This is a genomic window from Shewanella sp. A32 (assembly GCF_029167175.1).
Classification (GTDB): Bacteria; Pseudomonadota; Gammaproteobacteria; order Enterobacterales; family Shewanellaceae; genus Shewanella; species Shewanella yunxiaonensis.
In genome coordinates, this window is sequence record NZ_JARFTS010000017.1 from 51747 (window position 1) to 68809 (window position 17063).

Below are 17063 nucleotides of genomic sequence, written 5' to 3' on the forward strand. Positions count from 1 at the left end.
GATGACTGAAGGTGTGCAACAGAGCTTACCCTTGGTTGTAGTGCGTGGTGAAGTCTTACAAGAACTTCCCGCCGATCTGTTTATTCCTCCTGAAGCGCTGGCGGTATTTCTCGAAGCCTTTGAAGGACCGTTGGATCTGTTGCTGTACCTGATCCGCAAACAAAAGCTGGATGTGGTTGATCTGCCGATTACGCAGATCACGTCTCAGTACCTGGAATACATTGAGATGTTACAGGGGGCCAGAGTCGAGTTGGCTGCCGATTATTTGGTGATGGCAGCAACCCTGGCGGAGATTAAATCTCGCTTGCTGTTACCTAAACCGGAACTGGAAGCTGACGAAGAAGATGATCCGCGGGCAGCGCTGATCAGGCAGTTGAAGGCTTATGAGAGCATCAAAGATGCTGCTATGCGGTTGGATAATTTGCCAAGGTTAGAGCGAGATGTATTCCAGGCTAGCGCTGCACCCTCCCCAGAAATTCGACCTCGGTTGGTGCCTCCTGACGTGAGCCTGCTGGAATTGGCGCGTGCTTTTGGCGACGTGTTAAAGCGGGTAGAAGCCTACGGTGATCATCAAGTACGAAAAGAGCAATTGTCGACGCGTGAACGTATGAGTCAGATATTGGCACAGCTTTCAAGTGAGCGTTACACGCCGTTTGAAGCGCTGTTCAGTATTAGTGAAGGCCGTGCCGGAGTCGTAGTTAGTTTTCTGGCATTGATGGAACTGGTGAAAGGCTTGCTGGTGGAATTGGTGCAAAGTGAACCGTTTGCGCCAATATATCTGAAGGCATTTTAACTGGAACGGAGGCTGTCCTTGGCGCAAATCAATGATTCTCAGCTAAAGCAACTGGTGGAAGCCACCTTGTTTGTGTTGGGCAAGCCAGTATCAGTGAAAGTTTTACGGGAAACGGTGTTAGCGGATTTCAGTGTATCTGTGCCACGGCTGAAATCATTGTTGGATGAACTGGTAATGGAATATCAGGAACGTGGCGTGCAATTGGTGAATGTTGCGGGTGGCTATCGATTCCAGACTCGCGACAGTCTGAGTGAAATATTGCAGACGCTGTGGCAGGAGCAGGCACCAAAATATTCACGTGCCACGTTAGAAACCTTGGCGGTTATTGCCTATCAGCAGCCAGTAACCCGAGGGGAAATTGAAGCTGTGCGAGGTGTGGCTGTCAGCAGTCAGATCATCAAAAATTTAACTGATCGCGGCTGGGTCCGTGTCGTGGGGCATAAAGAGGTGCCGGGACGGCCTTCATTGTTTGCTACGACAGCGGAGTTCCTGGCCTATTTCGGCCTCGATAAATTGGCAGACTTGCCACCGTTAACGGATGCCGAATCATTAGAGGCAGTGTTTTCAGGAATGAAGACCATGCCGGAAACCATAGAAGAGTCTATTAATGAGTGAAAAATTGCAGAAAATCTTGGCCCGTGCTGGCCATGGCTCCCGTCGTGAGATGGAGGCATGGATAGCTGCAGGCCGGGTGAGTGTCGATGGAGAAATTGCTAATCTTGGCGACCGCATTGAAGCAGATGCCAAGGTCCGTATCGATGGTCGCCAGGTATCGCTCAAGTCAGCGGAAGATGTGATTTGTCGGGTGCTGGCTTACCACAAACCGGAAGGTGAGATCTGTTCTCGCAAAGATCCGGAAGGTCGGCCAACGGTTTTTGATCGACTACCGCGTACCCGCGATAGTCGTTGGGTTGCTGTCGGGCGTTTGGATATCAACACCTCAGGTTTGTTGCTGTTTACCTCTGATGGTGAACTCGCTAACCGGCTGATGCATCCGTCAAATGAAGTGGAACGTGAATATGCGGTGCGTACCTTTGGTGAAGTCAACGATCTGGTGGTGCAAAAGCTGCGTACTGGCGTGATGCTGGAAGATGGTCCGGCACAGTTTGATCAAATCAAAGCGGCGGGTGGTGAAGGCATTAACCAGTGGTGGCACGTGGCATTACATGAAGGCCGTAACCGAGAAGTGCGGCGTTTGTGGGAAGCGGTAGAAGTGCAGGTCAGTCGCTTGATCCGAGTCCGCTATGGCATGATTGAATTGCCTAAGACGTTGCCTCGTGGTGGCTGGATGGAGTTGCCGCTGGAGCAAGTGAACTATCTACGACAGCTCGCTGGACTAGAACCTGAAACCCGCTCCATGTTGGGAATGGATAAGCACAGCGTGGCACGAGCCAAAGTGCGCAGTGCTAAAGTGCGGCGTGCGGTACGTAAACAGAAAACGTCACAGGGAAAGACAACCCGCCAGTAATTATTTCAACATAAAAGGCCACGAATAGTGGCCTTTATCTTTAGCGTTGTTAGGGGTTAGCCGTTTTGAAGCAGGAATTTGAGCGCACCACAAACTGCGGCAACCTGCGCCTGATTACAGATGTCATCGGTGGCCTTAGGGCTGTCAGGATAAACCTCCGTCGTGCAAGTATAAGGCGCCCCTGTAACACTGGCGCATAAGCCTAGCTCCTTAAGTGCATATTCAATAACCCCGGGTTGCACTACCTTTGACCCAATGATATTGCCGTCTTTATCGGCTGGCGCAATGTGGGTGACTTTTGCAACAGCCGCAATAATCGCTTTTTGAAAAGCCGGTTGTGGATGGGCGCTATCATCAACTACATAAAAGCCATCGGGAATTTCGCCAGGCTGATATGCTTTGCCATCTCTTGCCGATAGCGCAGGCCGAAATTCACTTTCATCGGTATCGGTTGTTTCATGAAGATCAATATGCGCTAAAAATTCACAAGGTTGTTCAGCAACTAAGGCCATCAATGAAGCAGACTCTTCGGCAGGACTGTTTACATAAAACGAGCGGTTTGGGTCTATCGCCAATGGATTCCAGCGGTTGATCACTTCGTAGCCCCAGGGGCTAACACAGGGCGCTATGAGCAGATTAAAATCGTTGGTAAAAAGCTGCGCTTGGGATTGGGCAAAAAGTAATGCCCCCTGAACCCCACTGGTCTCATAGCCGTGGACGCCTCCGGTGATTAATACCCCAGGCTTGGCTGCATCCCAGTTTTTTGATTTGAGTGCCAGTAGCGGATAACGTTTGGTATCGTAGCTCAGTGCTCCGTATTGAATGATGTCAAACGTTGCCGCTAATGCAGAGATTTTGTCTAATACTTCTGCTTGATAACTGCGTTGGATTGCACGTGATTGGCGCCATTGAGTTTTTTCGCTATCGCCCCAAGGCACACCCGGTGTCCCAATTGGATAAGTGGATGACTGATCCATATTCATTTCCTTGTCGTTTTTATCGTTAATCATTTTGAAATAGTAGGTTTAAGTTGTGCACTGAAAGCCTGGCCATTTTCATGGAGACTGTCATCGCCCATCAGGTATAGATATAGCGGCATAATTTCTTGCGGTGTTTTCAGCGTGAGAGGATCTTCTGCCGGATAGGCACTGGCACGCATAGTCGTACGGGTGCCCCCGGGATTAATACTGTTAGCTCTTACTGAACTGCCATCAATCTCATCGGCTAACACCTGCATCATGCCTTCAGTGGCAAATTTTGAGATAGCATACGCTCCCCAATAAGCACGTCCTTTGCGTCCGACACCACTACTGGTAAAAAGGATAGAAGCCGTACTTGCTTGTCTAAGCAAGGGTAACAACGCTTGTGTCATGGCAAGTTCTGCCACCACATTGACCTTGAGCAGTAGTTCCAGCTCCTGGAGCGGAAGTTGTTCCAGTAATGTCAGAGTCCCCAGTAAACTGGCATTGTGCAGCAAGCCATCCAGCCGCCCGAATTGTGCATCGATTAGCGCTGCCATATGTTGGTAATCACCAACTGTGGCACTTGCCAAATCCAGTGGCATGATTGCAGGTTGGGGGTAGCCTTGGGCGACTATCTGATCATATACCGCTTCCAGTTTTCTTTGGGTGCGTCCCAGTAAAATAACCGTAGCACCATGTGCGGCATAAGTTATGGCTGCTGTACGACCTATGCCATCACCAGCCCCAGTCACCAGAATAATTTTATTTGTTAATAAATCTTTTTTCGCTTGATAGTCCAACATCAGCACAATTCCCGTAATTTCAGTAACCCGCAACCTTATTGCTGTTGGCAGGCGTTTCCCTCGTTGTTTAAAACAAATGGCTGATTAGTGCCGTAATACATTGGTTTCATTTGTTTCTGTTCTGTAGCTAAAACACCAAATATGCATTAACTTGTTAAAGATTGAGACATAGGTCTCATTCCTGCAGTCACAAGCATTGGGGTATTGTGGCCAATTTGTCAGGGAAACAAAACTACTACAACAAGACTTGGGGTTACAAATATGAACAGACTGATAGTGGTCACCACAACCATTGTGGCATTGGGACTTACAGCCTGCGGTGGGGACAGTTACGACGAACTGAAGAACAGTACCGAACCATTAGTGCCAGAGACGCATCTTGTGTTCGATCCGGCTAATTCTGCGATACCTGTGCCAAACGACTTGCTGCTCAGCGGCACGCTTGATGGCACACTCAATATGCCGGGAGAGAGTGCGGGCGATTATACCGATCCGCAGTTAGCGTTGGGGGCGCTAGATGGCTGGTCGACAACACAGCCTATCACTATTGGTTTTGCACCATCGACTGATAGTAATGGTAACGAGATTGGACTGTTGGCGTCTTCTGTAACTCAGCCAGGGGCCATACGTCTGTTTGAAGCGGTAAGCGGTGGACCATTATCAACGCTAGCAGCGTGTCAGGTTGAAGCAGCTGTTAGTGCTTGTGAGGTGAGTGATGAATTGACGTGGGGAGAGGATTTTATCACTCAGGTATCAGGTAACAATATCATCGTTGTGCCACTAAAACCGTTGAAGCCCGCGCACTCCTACCTGTATGTGGCAACGACGTTAATTAAGGATACAGAAGGTCGCAGTGTTGCACCGTCTACTACGTATGCGTTGTTGAAAATGGATATTGAAACCCATCCACTGGAAACAGCAGAACAACTGATGTTACAGACATTAGTCAATAGCTATGAAAAAGTTCTCACAGACACTTATGGCATTGATAGTGCTAGCATTATCTATGCTGGACTCTTCACAACTCAGTCTGTCAGCAATGTATATGAAGCCGTTAAATTGATGATGTTACAAAGCAATTCTGCTTATGCCCCGAGCTGGGTGCAAGCCCCTGTTGCTACGGGCTATACCGCCGCAACCACAGCAGGATTAACGGTGGCGGATGGTACCGCTTATGTTCTAGCGGATATGGCCGACGTTTATACTGCTTCCATTAAGTTACCGATTTATGGTGATTGTTCTTCTGCCAGCTGTAGCACTATCGATGGTCATTGGGTAGCTCTGGGCGATAGTCCGGTCACAGTATTGCAGGCATTACAGAATGGTAGCTTGAGCCAAAGTCATTTTGCAGAGCAAGCTATGGCTTACGGCATTGATCCGAGTGCAGCGTTAGCTGATCTGTCTTTACTTGTTGGTAAAACCTGGACATTGGATGATGGCAGTAATGCTGATCTAACCCGAAACCTTACGCGCTTTAATCCTATCCCAGCCATTAAAGGCTATGAAACCGTACCGTTGCTCATTACGGTACCCAACGCGACCAAACTGGCCGCATTTTATGCTAGTCAGGGAAAAACCTTTAGCGCACCGACCACAGGTTGGCCTGCCACGATAGCCATGCATGGACTTGGGGGCGGTAAGGAGATGGCTTTAGCTTATGCGGGGAGTTATGCCGCAGCAGGGGTGGCTGTTGTTGCGATGGATATGCCATTACACGGTGCACGATCGTTTGATGCTAATGGCGATGGGACCTATGAGGTTTCTGCTACCGACCCATCGTTTGGTGCTGTTATTGGTAAGCCCAATGCTTTTACTAATGGCAGCGCGTTAGTGTTTGTGAATATCGCCAGTACACTGTCAGTGCGTGATAACTTCCGCCAGGCGACTGTTGACCATCTAGCATTGCGTTTGGCTTTAGGTGGATTAAGTGCAACTCAGGCCGCTACCGGTGCAACACCGTTATTTGATGCAGATAAAATGACTGCTCAAGGCCTGAGCTTGGGAGCAATCGTTGGCACTGACTTTGCGACTTATGCAAGCAGTGGCTTGATTGATCCAATCAGCGGTAATGCTTTACCTAATTATTATGGTATTAAAGGGGTATCATTAGTGGCGCCAAGTGGTGGTCTGGCTGGAAGCTTTGCGGGTTCTGCCACCTTCTCTCCGGTGCTTTATGCCAGTATTACTGCCAGTGACACTTTTAAGGCATTGGTCACTGCGGCCAATACCGAAGGCTATGCTGAGGATTCTGCTGAATATGCAGCATTAGTGAGTTCGGTTTACCAGAGTTTCTTACCAACCTTTGCTTTCGCTGTGCAAACCGCGATTGATAGTAGTGACCCGATTAGTCAAGTCAGTATGTTGCAAGCGTCAGGACTGCCGGTGCACCTGATTGAAATTGTCGGTGATGGTGCTGGCAATAAACCAGATCAGGTGTTACCAAATAGTGTGAGTGGCTTCCCGTTGTCGGGCACCGAGCCATTGATTACAAATCTGGGCCTGAATTGCGTCGATACCAGTGCATCATCCGGAGCGGTGCGTTTTACGAAAGGACACCATAGCTCAATTGCCAATCCTTCAGAGGTAAGTGGCGTGACTGATGGTATGGCCGCCGCCGCAACAGCCGAGATGCAGGCTGAAGTGGCAACTTTTGCAGCAACGGCTGCTGCGGGTGCGCCAGCGATTGTTATCACTAATCCGCTAGTGATTCAGAGTTGCAGTAACTAAATCACTGACAGAAAAAGGCCCGGTGAGTAGCCGGGCATTTTCTTTTGAGCCTGTAAATTGGATACAGATTAACGATATCGACAAGTTTATTTGCCGCAGTCAAACGTACTCCAGATAGGTGCGTGATCTGAAGGTTTTTCCATGGACCTTAAATCATAATCTACATCTGACTCCTTCAAACGCAGAGCTAAAGGTGCGCTTGCGAGGATGGTGTCAATGCGCAGGCCTCGATTGTCGTCAAATCCACGACTGCGGTAATCAAACCAAGAGTAACGTTGTTCCCGTTGCGGATGAAGTTGTCTGAACGTATCGACAAGTCCCCAATCCAATAAGGTGTTAAACCATTGCCGCTCTTCAGGCTGAAAACTGCATTTCCCTGTTTGTAACCAGCGTTTGGCGTTAACTTCACCAATGCCGATGTCAAGATCGATAGGGGAGATATTCATATCGCCAATAATCGCAATATCTTGTTCAGGACTAAAGCTGCTGCTCAACCACCGCATTAAATCAGCATAGAACTTTCTTTTGGCAGGATATTTCACTTCATGCGCAATGTTTTCACCTTGCGGGAAGTAACCGTTGATGACAGTTAATAGACGCCCGTTAGCTTGCATAAACTCTCCTGCAATCAGACGTCTCTGAGCATCTTCGGCATCTGTGGGAAAGCCTTTATGCACCTTCAATGGTTCAACTTTTGACAGTAAAGCCACGCCATAATGGGCTTTTCCGCCATGATATTGTACTTGGTAACCCATCGCTTCAACTTCAGCTAATGGGAAGGCTTCATCGTGCACTTTTGTTTCCTGAAGCCCAATAATGTCTGGCTGATGGCAGTCAATCAACGCTTGTAACTGATGGAGCCGCGCACGCAATCCATTGATATTGAATGAAACAATTTTCATTTACGGCAGAACCGGTTTGAAAGGTTTAACAATGACGCTGGCATAAACCCCAGCAGCAACATAAGGATCTGCATCAGCCCAGGCTTTTGCTGCTTCCAGCGATTCAAACTCAGCGACCACCAGTGAACCTGTAAAACCCGCTGCGCCTGGATTATCACTGTCTACGGCGGGGTGTGGCCCTGCGACCATCAAGCGCCCATCGTCAGCGAGCAATTGCAGACGCGCAAGGTGAGCTGGGCGTACTGATAAACGGTTTTCTAAGCTGTTTTCAACATCTTGTGCTGAGATCATGTACCACATTATTTAAGTTCCTTCCGTTGTTCTTCGGGTATGTGTTTAAACAGATATAAAACAGTAATCACTGTGTTGAGTAGCGTGGCAGCGGTCAGGCCAAACACCTTAAAGTTGACCCATGTCTCCTGACTCAGGTGAAACGCCACATACAGGTTAGCAAGGCTACATAACGCAAAAAACAGCACCCAATACCAAGTGACTCTGGCCCAGATCCGATCATCGACTTTGAGCTCATTTCCCAGCATGGATTTTAGCACTGGCCGCTTAAGCCACTGGCTGACAACCAATGCCAGTGCCATTAAGGCATAAACAATGGTGACTTTCCATTTGATGAAAACATCATCATGTAAAAACAACGTCAGCGAACCAAAAATCGCGACCACCACAAAAGTGATGACGTGCAATTTTTCCAATTTGCGGTAAATGGCGTAACTAATAATTAACTGAAGTGCGGTAGCGGCAACCAATATGCCACTGGCGATATAGATGTCGTATAACTTATAGACAGCAAAGAATATGATGAGAGGGAGAAAGTCCAGTAACTGCTTCATGATTGGCCAGTGAGTTCGGAAAACTTACTCGAGTTTAGCATGCTCAACGCCTCAGGATAAGCCTCGTCTAAAATCCACCAACGTTGGTTTTCCCGGTTTCAGGTACAATCTCTACAATAATCCAGCTGTTACCGCGTTTTTTTAGTTTGATAGTGCGGTCATCCGCCCAGTTTTCACCCGCTTTTTTACCCACTAACTTTACTACGACGGTAACTTCATCCGTGAATTTGCGGAAAAAGTCGATATCGATGTCTTCTATCGACAAGGTAACGTCAGTCATCGATAGATTAAACATATAACGCTGCACCGAAGCGGCAATATAGTAACTGCGCAGGACTTCTTTTATGGGGGCATCGACATATTGGGTGGCCTCTTCAACATTTCTATCAATGTAGATAGCCTGGAAGAATCCCAAGGATATTTGTTCCGGCGTCGCTTCACCGTCTTTGACGGTGTCCCCACAGCCACTAAGGCATAACATGCAGAAAAATATTAAGTATCTCATAGCACTACAAATAAAGACCGATAGTGCAAGTATCCGGTTTTTTAGCGTTTACCGCAAGCCGCAAGGACATATAGGGTTGAGCATCTGAATCATCACTGAACAACCGTCATGGTTATCCACAAAATCTGTGGACAACTTTGTTGAATACTTACAGCGAACTTTCTAACAGATTGAATTAACGCTTAAAATATTGATGGTTAATTTTTGTCGTGTAGCGCTATGACGAGGTTATTTGCCGATTGGCGTAAAAAAGGCGCCGTGTTCGGCGCCTTTTTATAGACAAAGTAATGCTATTAGTTTTGCGTTGCCTGAATCGCCGTTAGTGCAATGGTATAAACAATATCGTCTACCAGTGCTCCGCGGGAGAGATCATTTACTGGCTTACGCATACCTTGCAACATTGGTCCAATACTGATGAGGTCTGCACTACGCTGCACCGCTTTATAGGTGGTGTTACCGGTATTCAGATCGGGGAATACAAATACGGTAGCTTTACCGGCAACAGGACTGTCTGGTGCTTTAGAGCGTGCTACGTTAGGCATTACGGCTGCGTCATACTGTAATGGACCGTCAATCACCAAATCTGGACGTTTTTCTTTGGCGATACGGGTGGCCTCACGCACTTTATCTACATCAGAACCACTGCCAGAGTTACCAGTAGAGTAACTGATCATTGCCACTCGAGGTTCAATCCCGAACGCTTTTGCCGATTCAGCGGATTGAATCGCAATATCTGCCAGTTGTTCAGCGTTTGGATCGGGGTTAATAGCGCAGTCACCGTAGACCAACACTTGATCCGGCATCAACATAAAGAAGATGGAAGAAACCAGGCTAGACCCCGGAGCAGTTTTAATTAACTGTAACGGTGGGCGGATGGTGTTTGCTGTTGTATGTACGGCACCAGAAACAATACCATCAACTTCATCCTGCGCTAACATCATCGTACCCAGTACCATGTTGTCTTCCAGTTGCTCGCGGGCAACGACTTCTGTCAGGCCTTTACCACGACGCAATTCCAACATTGGTTGTACGTAGTTTTCGCGTACTTCATCGGGGTCAATAATTTCGATATCTTCACCCAGGGTTACACCCTGTAGATTGGCAATACGGATAATCTCATCGCGTTTACCCAGTAACACACAGCGTGCAATACCGCGCTCGGCGCAGATTGCCGCAGCCTTAATGGTCCGCGGTTCATCACCTTCAGGCAGTACCACGGTTTTGCGCGCAGCTCTCGCCAGTTCAGTTAATTTATAACGGAATGCTGGTGGTGATAGTCTGTTTTCGCGAGGCGAGTTTTCAGTGACACTTTCAATCCAGCTCTGATCAATATGACTGGCGACATATTCCTGTACCAGGTCGATACGGACCGCATCATCAACGGGCACTTCATGATCAAAACGTTGGATGTTGAGTGAGGTTTGCCAGGTATTGCTATCGATCAAGAAAACCGGTAATCCAGTTTCGAAAGCCTGTTCACACAGTTCCATAATCGCAGGTTCTGGCTCATAACCGCCGCTCAATAGCAGTGCCCCGATTTTCACGCCGTTCATTGCCGCCAGACAGGCTGAGACAATCACATCAGAGCGGTCACCGGAAGTTACTAACAGTGAATCAGTTTTAATATGAGTGACCATGTTGGGCAGTGATCTGGCACAGAACGTCACTTTACGAAGACGGCGAGTGTGCATTTCACCGGCATTCAGGATCCGGGCGCTCAGATGTTTCGCCAGATCAGACGCACGTGGTGATACCAGATCTAGGTTATAAGGTACGCTACCGAGGATCCGCAATGGACTTTTGCCCGGTAACTGGAACATACCAACAGTATCAATGTGCTGACTCGGATCATGGTCGAACATTTCAGACAAGTCAGGACGGGTACGGCCTTCTTCATCCACTGGTGCGCCAATCTTGTTGACGATGGCACCGATCAACCGTTTATTCTGGGCTCCACCCCATGAATGATAAGCAATTTCCAGACGATTCATCAGGGCATTTGGCGTGTCATTTCCTGGGGTCGCGACGAAGATGATATCGGCATCTAATGCCTTGGCAACGGCGTAGTTAATATCATCAGCAAAATGGTGACTGCGTGTGTGTACCAGACCTTCCACAATCAATGTCTCAGTAGCGCCAACCGACTCAGAGACACGCGCGATAATCTGCTCCATCAGCACATCGGTCTGATCCGCTCGGATCAGCGCTTCGGCATGAACCATATCAAATGGTTCCAGCGGGTTTACGGTTGGAGATTTACTCAGAATGGTGGTGGAACGTTCTGGACCTTTATCGTCAGGACGAAGCTGTGCAATAGGCTTGAAAAAACGCACTTTGACACCGTGACGCTCCAACGCGCGTACTATCCCCAAACTGATGGAAGTCAGGCCAACGCTGGTTCCAATAGGGATTAACATAATGTTACGGGACATAAAAACCTCGTGTAAAAACCGTTGCGAACTTTGAGAGTCGTCAATTCAGTTTTATTGCTTATTCAAGCACCGAATGCCGTAATTCTACGACATAGGGTGCTACTGCTGATCATGATTCAATCAGTTTTAATGCATCTGCTGCAATGACCCACTCTTCGTTGGTGGGCACTACCATGGCAATCGGGCTGCCATCAGCAGTGATGATCCCCTCATTGCCAAAGCGAGCGGCTTTGTTACGTTCGTCGTCTACCTCAAAATTAAAGATAGCCAGATTTTCTAATACCTTTTGGCGCACTAAGTTGGAGTTTTCTCCAATACCACCGGTGAAGATAATGGCATCCAAACGTCCTAACGGTACGGTATAAGAGGCGATATATTTGGCCAGTCGGTAACAGAAGATCTCTAAAGCAAGTGTGGCGCCTTTGTGACCTTCGGCGTAACCTTCTTCAATACCGCGGCAGTCGCTAGTCAGTTCTGAGATCCCCAAAAGGCCACTTTGCTTATTCAGCATGGTATTGACTTCATCAACGGTGTAACCCAACTGATGCACTAAGTGGTAGACAATTGAAGGATCCATATCGCCACTGCGCGTTCCCATGACTAAACCTTCCAGCGGTGTCAGGCCCATTGAGGTATCCACACTTTTGCCACCTTTTATCGCGGTGACTGACGCGCCGTTACCTAAATGTGCGGAAATCAGACACAACTCTTCAACAGGCTTATCGAGCATTTTTGCCGCTTGGCGGCTGACAAACAGATGACTGGTACCATGCATACCGTAACGACGAATGCTATGTTCACGGTATAACTTATAGGGTAGGGCGTAGATGTAAGCCCGCTCTGGCATTGACTGATGGAAGGCCGTATCAAATACCGTGACTTGCGGTAAGTTAGGAAACGATGCAATGGCCGCACGGATACCGATAAGGTGGGCCGGGTTATGCAGCGGCGCGAGTGAGGCACATTCTTCAATACCATCAATGACAGAGTCATCAACAATGACAGAACGGGTGAATTTTTCGCCACCATGTACGATACGATGACCGATTGCCAGAATCTTTGAAGATAATTCCGGAAGTGGTCCGAGGATTTTATCTACGATAAACTCAACCGCTTCACGGTGTGCAGTGTAGGCTCCCAGCGACATTTCGTGCTTTTCACCGTTATATTTCCACTTGATGCGCGAATCCTTCAAACCGAAGCACTCAGCCAGCCCAGATACTTCGGCTTCCCCTGTGAGTGCATCTATTACGGCAAACTTCAATGATGAGCTGCCGCAGTTTAAAACCAATACCAGTTTATTTGACATCTTAATAAACCTTATGCCGTTTTATTAACTGATCCGGGAAAGCCACCTTCCGAACCTGTGTGCTTAACACTCATTCCCACTGTTCTATGTTGGGCCAGTTTTTGGAAATGTGCTAAGGTAAAAGCAATCATTCTTGCGCAGGGGCATTCCTTGAATTCAGGTATCCTTAAAACCTTGAGCGATGGTCAGCATTATATGAAGACCTGGCCCATGGTCCGACAATTGGGGTATCACTTTCCCGAGTTTCGCGTGATCCGCGCAACGCGTTTGGCAACTACCTTGATGCCGGGGTTGGCCCTGCTTGCTGGCGGCAGCCAGCTGTATTTATATGGATGGGCCTATTTGCCTCAGGCATTAGCTACCATCCTGTTTTTTATCAGTATGCCGCTCCAGGGGATCTTCTGGTTGGGATGGCGTGCTCGTCATCCGCTACCGTTATCTCTGCTGGAGTGGGGAAATCAACTCAACGCCAGATTAATTGAACAAGGCGCGAGTTCTCGTCCACTTGGTGCTAAAGCCTGTTACATGGATATGGCAGTGATTCTGAAGCTGGCATTTGAGCGTCTTGAAGCCAGTTTCTGGGACGAGATTTAACCTTAATAACAGGTATTAATCCCGTGTTTGGTGAACACTGCTTTGATCTTCTCCATGGTTTCATGGCTTGGTGGTGCGACACCTTCTAACTCGTATGTCTCACCCATAGCTAACCACTTGTGCTTTCCTAGTTCGTGATACGGTAACAGCTCTACTTTTTCCACATTTTTCATGGGCTCAATGAACTTGGCTAGCATTTCGGCCGAAGTTTCATCGTCAGTATAGCCACCTACCACAACGTAGCGAATCCAGGTCTTTTGTTGCCGCTTCGCAAGGTACTGTGCAAACTGTAACGTCCGCTGATTGCTCACTTTGGTCAGATCGATATGTTTAGCATCATCCATCTGTTTAATATCAAGCATCACCAGGTCTGTGTTGTCTAGCAGTTCATCGATCACCGGTGTGTATTTGCGTACAAAACCATTGGTGTCGAGACAAGTGTGAATGCCGTTTTGTTTGCAGGCTTTAAACCATGCGGCTACAAACTCAGCCTGTAGCACGGCCTCCCCACCACTGGCGGTAACACCGCCACCACTGGACTCATAGAACGGTCGATAACTGAGCACTTGCTCCATAAGTTCATCGACCGTGACGTCTTTGCCGTCATCCAAATCCCAGGTGTCACGGTTATGACAGTATTTGCAGCGCATCAGACACCCCTGCATAAATGCAATGAAACGAATGCCGGGGCCATCTACTGTGCCAAAGGATTCAACCGAATGGATTCTTCCTGTAACTGTCATCAACGCTCCTGAAAAAGGCTGCAATGTTATCATTGCAGCCAATCTTATCAGATGGATTTGGTGAAAGTACGGGTAATTACGTCCTGTTGTTGTTCAGGTGTCAAAGAGTTGAACCGAACTGCGTAACCGGATACACGGATGGTCAGCTGAGGATATTTCTCAGGATGTACCATGGCGTCTTCCAGCATTTCGCGGTTCATCACGTTAACGTTGAGGTGTTGACCACCTTCATGCCCTGGTTTGTGAGCAAAATAACCATCCATCAGTGCCGCTAGGTTGGCGCGACGAGCTGGTTCTTCTTTACCCAAAGCATTAGGCACAATAGAGAAGGTGTAAGAGATCCCATCCTGAGCGTGAGCAAACGGCAGTTTTGCCACTGAAGTCAGTGAAGCAACCGCACCTTTTTCATCACGGCCATGCATTGGGTTTGCGCCAGGAGCAAATGGTGCCCCGGCACGGCGACCGTCAGGTGTGTTACCAGTTTTCTTACCATAAACCACGTTAGAGGTGATGGTCAGGATAGATTGCGTTGGAATTGCATTACGGTACATCTTCTTATGGCGGATCTTATCCATAAAGCGTTGTACCAAATCACAGGCGATGTCATCAACGCGAGCGTCGTTGTTACCAAATTTTGGATATTCGCCTTCGATTTCGAAGTCAACGGCAATGCCATTTTCGTCGCGAATGGGTTTTACTTTGGCGTATTTGATTGCAGACAGTGAGTCTGCTGCAATTGACAGACCGGCAATACCACAAGCCATGGTGCGGCGAACATCACGATCATGCAGCGCCATCAAGGCTGCTTCGTAACTATATTTGTCGTGCATGTAATGAATGGTATTCAGGGCAGTCACATACTGAGTTGCCAACCAGTCCATCATATTGTCCATGCGAGCCATAACTTCATCAAAGTCCAGCACGTCAGAGGTCACTGGGGCAGATTTTGGTCCTATCTGCTTTTTCAGTTTTTCATCGACGCCACCGTTGATGGAGTAGAGCATAGTTTTTGCCAGGTTAGCGCGAGCACCAAAGAACTGCATCTGTTTACCAATGATCATCGGACTCACACAGCAGGCGATACCGTAGTCATCAGACATAAAGTCTGGGCGCATCAGATCATCGTTTTCATACTGGATGGAGCTGGTGTCGATAGATACTTTGGCACAGTATTTCTTAAATGCATCGGGTAGTTGCTCAGACCAAAGCACAGTGATATTTGGCTCTGGGCTCGGTCCCATGTTGTATAGCGTATGCAGGAAACGGAAACTGGTTTTGCTCACCAGCGGACGACCGTCCAGGCCCATACCACCAATGGATTCAGTAGCCCAAATTGGGTCGCCAGAGAACAGTTCATCATATTCTGGGGTACGCAGGAAGCGAACCATACGCAGTTTCATTACGAAATGGTCAATCATTTCCTGAGCCTGCTCTTCAGTCAGCAAGCCTTTCTTAAGATCACGTTCGATATAGATATCGATGAAGGTTGAGGTACGACCCAGGGACATCGCTGCACCGTTCTGACTCTTCACTGCAGCCAGGTAGCCGAAGTAAGTCCATTGGATGGCTTCTTTGGCATTGGTCGCAGGGCCAGAAATATCGACACCGTATTTTGCTGCCATGGTTTTCATCTGAGCCAAGGCGCGGTGTTGTTCAGCGATTTCTTCGCGTAACTGGATGACATCACTCAGATTCTCACCAGCTTCCATCTGTGCTTGCAGTGAGGAGAACTGAGCAAATTTGTCTTTCATCAGGTAGTCGATGCCGTATAACGCAATGCGGCGGTAGTCACCGATGATACGGCCACGACCATAAGCATCAGGCAAACCTGTCAACACACCAGATTTACGGCAAGCCAGAATTTCTGGGGTATAGACATCAAATACACCCTGGTTGTGGGTTTTACGCAGTTCGCTATAAATATACTTAAGCTGAGGATCCAGTTCACGACCGTAGGCTTCGCATGAACCTTCTACCATGCGAATACCACCGTTAGGCAGCAGGGCACGTTTCAGTGGCGCATCAGTTTGTAAGCCAACGATGGTTTCAAGTTCGCGGTCAATATAACCAGCGTCATGAGAATCAATGGTGGAGACTTTGTCAGTGTCAAAATCGACAGGAGCATGAGTTCGGTTTTCCTGCTTGATGCCTTCCATCACTTTTCCCCATAAAGTGTTGGTGGCTGCAGTAGGACCAGCGAGGAAGGATTCATCACCTTCATAAGGTGTATAGTTGTTCTGGATAAAGTCACGTAAATTGACTTCAGTTTTCCACTCTCCAGGAACAAACCCTTCCCACGCTTTTTGGAACAGATCAGTTGTGTCGGTCATCGTACTTCACCTTTTGTTTGATAAAGTGGGCGGGATTACTGTCCAGTCTGCTTCCTTGGGACGTTAACCCCTGTTCAGTCTAACTGCCTGCTTCTCTGGTGGGAGAGCAAGGCTTCAGGTACCAAATCAACCGGTCTCTTACCGATTGAAGAATATCTGTAAATGCCCTTAACCTAAATTGGTAAGACCAATTGTCCAGAAAGATATTAGCATAAGATTGGGAGTGGTCGCACCACTTAATATCTCTTTGGCTTAAGTTAATGCTAAATTTGCTAGCCAGTTATCAAATTTTGAACAATTAAGATCTGTAACAGGCAGTGATATTCACTAAAAAAAGTCTAAATGGCAGATGATTCATTCAGTATTTTTGCGAGTAATTACTCTAATCCATTGATAACCCACTGTTCAGATTAATCTTTGAACAAGCACACAGAATTCTTCAACGGAATATTACATCGCATCATTCACCTCAACTTGGATTTGGCTGGTCCGTTTTAACATAAAAAATACGAGATTAGTCACTGACGGATGATGAATTTATGTTATAGGGAAGGCACTGTCCCATAGATGATCAAATCAACATGCGCAGTCACACTACAGCCAAAGACTGTTCGGTCAATGCTTCATATTGATTAATTATTAGTCAGTTC

The 17063-nt window shown here is 47.7% G+C and carries 15 protein-coding genes; 5 read left to right on the forward strand and 10 right to left on the reverse strand.

Going from position 1 to position 17063, the window contains the following annotated elements; translation table 11 throughout:
* The first annotated feature begins 1 nt into the window (after position 1).
* Genes PY479_RS12575 through rluB form a run of 3 tightly spaced genes read left to right on the forward strand, consistent with a single transcriptional unit; the run spans position 2 to position 2261 of the window.
* On the forward strand, positions 2-793 hold the full coding sequence (locus tag PY479_RS12575; RefSeq protein ID WP_275483978.1) for a ScpA family protein: 792 nt from the start codon (positions 2-4) through the stop codon (positions 791-793).
* Between the two features lie 18 nt (positions 794-811).
* Positions 812-1408, forward strand: coding sequence for an SMC-Scp complex subunit ScpB (gene scpB, locus PY479_RS12580; protein WP_275483979.1), 597 nt, complete (start codon positions 812-814; stop codon positions 1406-1408).
* Positions 1401-2261, forward strand: a complete 861-nt coding sequence (rluB, locus tag PY479_RS12585; protein WP_212596172.1) for a 23S rRNA pseudouridine(2605) synthase RluB — start codon at positions 1401-1403, stop codon at positions 2259-2261. The genes scpB and rluB overlap by 8 nt, the downstream gene beginning before the upstream one ends.
* A 56-nt stretch (positions 2262-2317) precedes the next feature.
* Here the strand turns inward: rluB and PY479_RS12590 are convergent, their stop codons facing one another.
* Both PY479_RS12590 and PY479_RS12595 read right to left on the reverse strand, forming a co-directional pair.
* The gene (locus PY479_RS12590) at positions 2318-3238 is read right to left on the reverse strand and encodes a M14 family metallocarboxypeptidase (RefSeq protein ID WP_275483980.1); all 921 of its coding nucleotides are present in this window, start codon (positions 3236-3238) and stop codon (positions 2318-2320) included.
* 29 nt (positions 3239-3267) lie between these two features.
* Positions 3268-4026: a YciK family oxidoreductase gene (locus PY479_RS12595; protein ID WP_212596174.1), complete on the reverse strand. Its 759-nt coding sequence runs from the start codon at positions 4024-4026 to the stop codon at positions 3268-3270.
* Between the two features lie 261 nt (positions 4027-4287).
* Here PY479_RS12595 and PY479_RS12600 point away from each other — a divergent pair, with 261 nt between their 5' ends.
* Positions 4288-6753, forward strand: coding sequence for a VolA/Pla-1 family phospholipase (locus PY479_RS12600; RefSeq protein WP_275483981.1), 2466 nt, complete (start codon positions 4288-4290; stop codon positions 6751-6753).
* 86 nt (positions 6754-6839) lie between these two features.
* On the opposite strand, the gene xthA is transcribed toward PY479_RS12600, so the two are convergent.
* The 6 genes from xthA to ackA form a co-directional block, all read right to left on the reverse strand.
* Positions 6840-7655 carry an exodeoxyribonuclease III gene (gene xthA, locus PY479_RS12605; RefSeq protein ID WP_275483982.1) on the reverse strand — a complete coding sequence of 272 codons (816 nt, stop codon included), beginning with the start codon at positions 7653-7655 and terminating at the stop codon, positions 6840-6842.
* On the reverse strand, positions 7656-7955 hold the full coding sequence (locus PY479_RS12610) for a YciI family protein (protein ID WP_275483983.1): 300 nt from the start codon (positions 7953-7955) through the stop codon (positions 7656-7658).
* The gene (locus PY479_RS12615) at positions 7955-8500 is read right to left on the reverse strand and encodes a septation protein A (RefSeq protein ID WP_275483984.1); all 546 of its coding nucleotides are present in this window, start codon (positions 8498-8500) and stop codon (positions 7955-7957) included. The genes PY479_RS12610 and PY479_RS12615 overlap by 1 nt, the downstream gene beginning before the upstream one ends.
* A gap of 67 nt (positions 8501-8567) precedes the next feature.
* Positions 8568-9005 carry a hypothetical protein gene (locus PY479_RS12620; protein ID WP_212596179.1) on the reverse strand — a complete coding sequence of 146 codons (438 nt, stop codon included), beginning with the start codon at positions 9003-9005 and terminating at the stop codon, positions 8568-8570.
* Positions 9006-9298: 293 nt separating this feature from the next.
* Positions 9299-11437 (reverse strand): phosphate acetyltransferase, encoded by a 2139-nt coding sequence (pta, locus tag PY479_RS12625; protein ID WP_212596181.1) that lies wholly within the window; start codon positions 11435-11437, stop codon positions 9299-9301.
* A 109-nt stretch (positions 11438-11546) separates the two neighbouring features.
* The gene (gene ackA, locus PY479_RS12630) at positions 11547-12746 is read right to left on the reverse strand and encodes an acetate kinase (RefSeq protein ID WP_212596182.1); all 1200 of its coding nucleotides are present in this window, start codon (positions 12744-12746) and stop codon (positions 11547-11549) included.
* 150 nt (positions 12747-12896) lie between these two features.
* Here ackA and yfbV point away from each other — a divergent pair, with 150 nt between their 5' ends.
* Positions 12897-13340 carry a terminus macrodomain insulation protein YfbV gene (gene yfbV, locus PY479_RS12635; RefSeq protein ID WP_212596183.1) on the forward strand — a complete coding sequence of 148 codons (444 nt, stop codon included), beginning with the start codon at positions 12897-12899 and terminating at the stop codon, positions 13338-13340.
* A gap of 2 nt (positions 13341-13342) precedes the next feature.
* Here the strand turns inward: yfbV and pflA are convergent, their stop codons facing one another.
* Positions 13343-14083: a pyruvate formate lyase 1-activating protein gene (pflA, locus tag PY479_RS12640; protein ID WP_275483985.1), complete on the reverse strand. Its 741-nt coding sequence runs from the start codon at positions 14081-14083 to the stop codon at positions 13343-13345.
* 47 nt (positions 14084-14130) lie between these two features.
* On the reverse strand, positions 14131-16413 hold the full coding sequence (gene pflB / locus PY479_RS12645; protein ID WP_212596185.1) for a formate C-acetyltransferase: 2283 nt from the start codon (positions 16411-16413) through the stop codon (positions 14131-14133).
* Positions 16414-17063: the final 650 nt, after the last annotated feature.

Excerpts from the sequence above, each read along its gene's own strand:
- ackA (WP_212596182.1), bottom strand. The coding sequence starts at position 12,746 with ATGTCAAATAAACTGGTATTGGTTTTAAACTGCGGCAGCTCATCATTG.
- PY479_RS12600 (WP_275483981.1), top strand. The coding sequence starts at position 4,288 with ATGAACAGACTGATAGTGGTCACCACAACCATTGTGGCATTGGGACTT.
- PY479_RS12590 (WP_275483980.1), bottom strand. The coding sequence starts at position 3,238 with ATGGATCAGTCATCCACTTATCCAATTGGGACACCGGGTGTGCCTTGG.
- pta (WP_212596181.1), bottom strand. The coding sequence starts at position 11,437 with ATGTCCCGTAACATTATGTTAATCCCTATTGGAACCAGCGTTGGCCTG.
- PY479_RS12620 (WP_212596179.1), bottom strand. The coding sequence starts at position 9,005 with ATGAGATACTTAATATTTTTCTGCATGTTATGCCTTAGTGGCTGTGGG.
- pflA (WP_275483985.1), bottom strand. The coding sequence starts at position 14,083 with ATGACAGTTACAGGAAGAATCCATTCGGTTGAATCCTTTGGCACAGTA.
- PY479_RS12575 (WP_275483978.1), top strand. The coding sequence starts at position 2 with ATGACTGAAGGTGTGCAACAGAGCTTACCCTTGGTTGTAGTGCGTGGT.
- PY479_RS12595 (WP_212596174.1), bottom strand. The coding sequence starts at position 4,026 with ATGTTGGACTATCAAGCGAAAAAAGATTTATTAACAAATAAAATTATT.
- rluB (WP_212596172.1), top strand. The coding sequence starts at position 1,401 with ATGAGTGAAAAATTGCAGAAAATCTTGGCCCGTGCTGGCCATGGCTCC.
- PY479_RS12610 (WP_275483983.1), bottom strand. The coding sequence starts at position 7,955 with ATGTGGTACATGATCTCAGCACAAGATGTTGAAAACAGCTTAGAAAAC.
- pflB (WP_212596185.1), bottom strand. The coding sequence starts at position 16,413 with ATGACCGACACAACTGATCTGTTCCAAAAAGCGTGGGAAGGGTTTGTT.
- PY479_RS12615 (WP_275483984.1), bottom strand. The coding sequence starts at position 8,500 with ATGAAGCAGTTACTGGACTTTCTCCCTCTCATCATATTCTTTGCTGTC.
- xthA (WP_275483982.1), bottom strand. The coding sequence starts at position 7,655 with ATGAAAATTGTTTCATTCAATATCAATGGATTGCGTGCGCGGCTCCAT.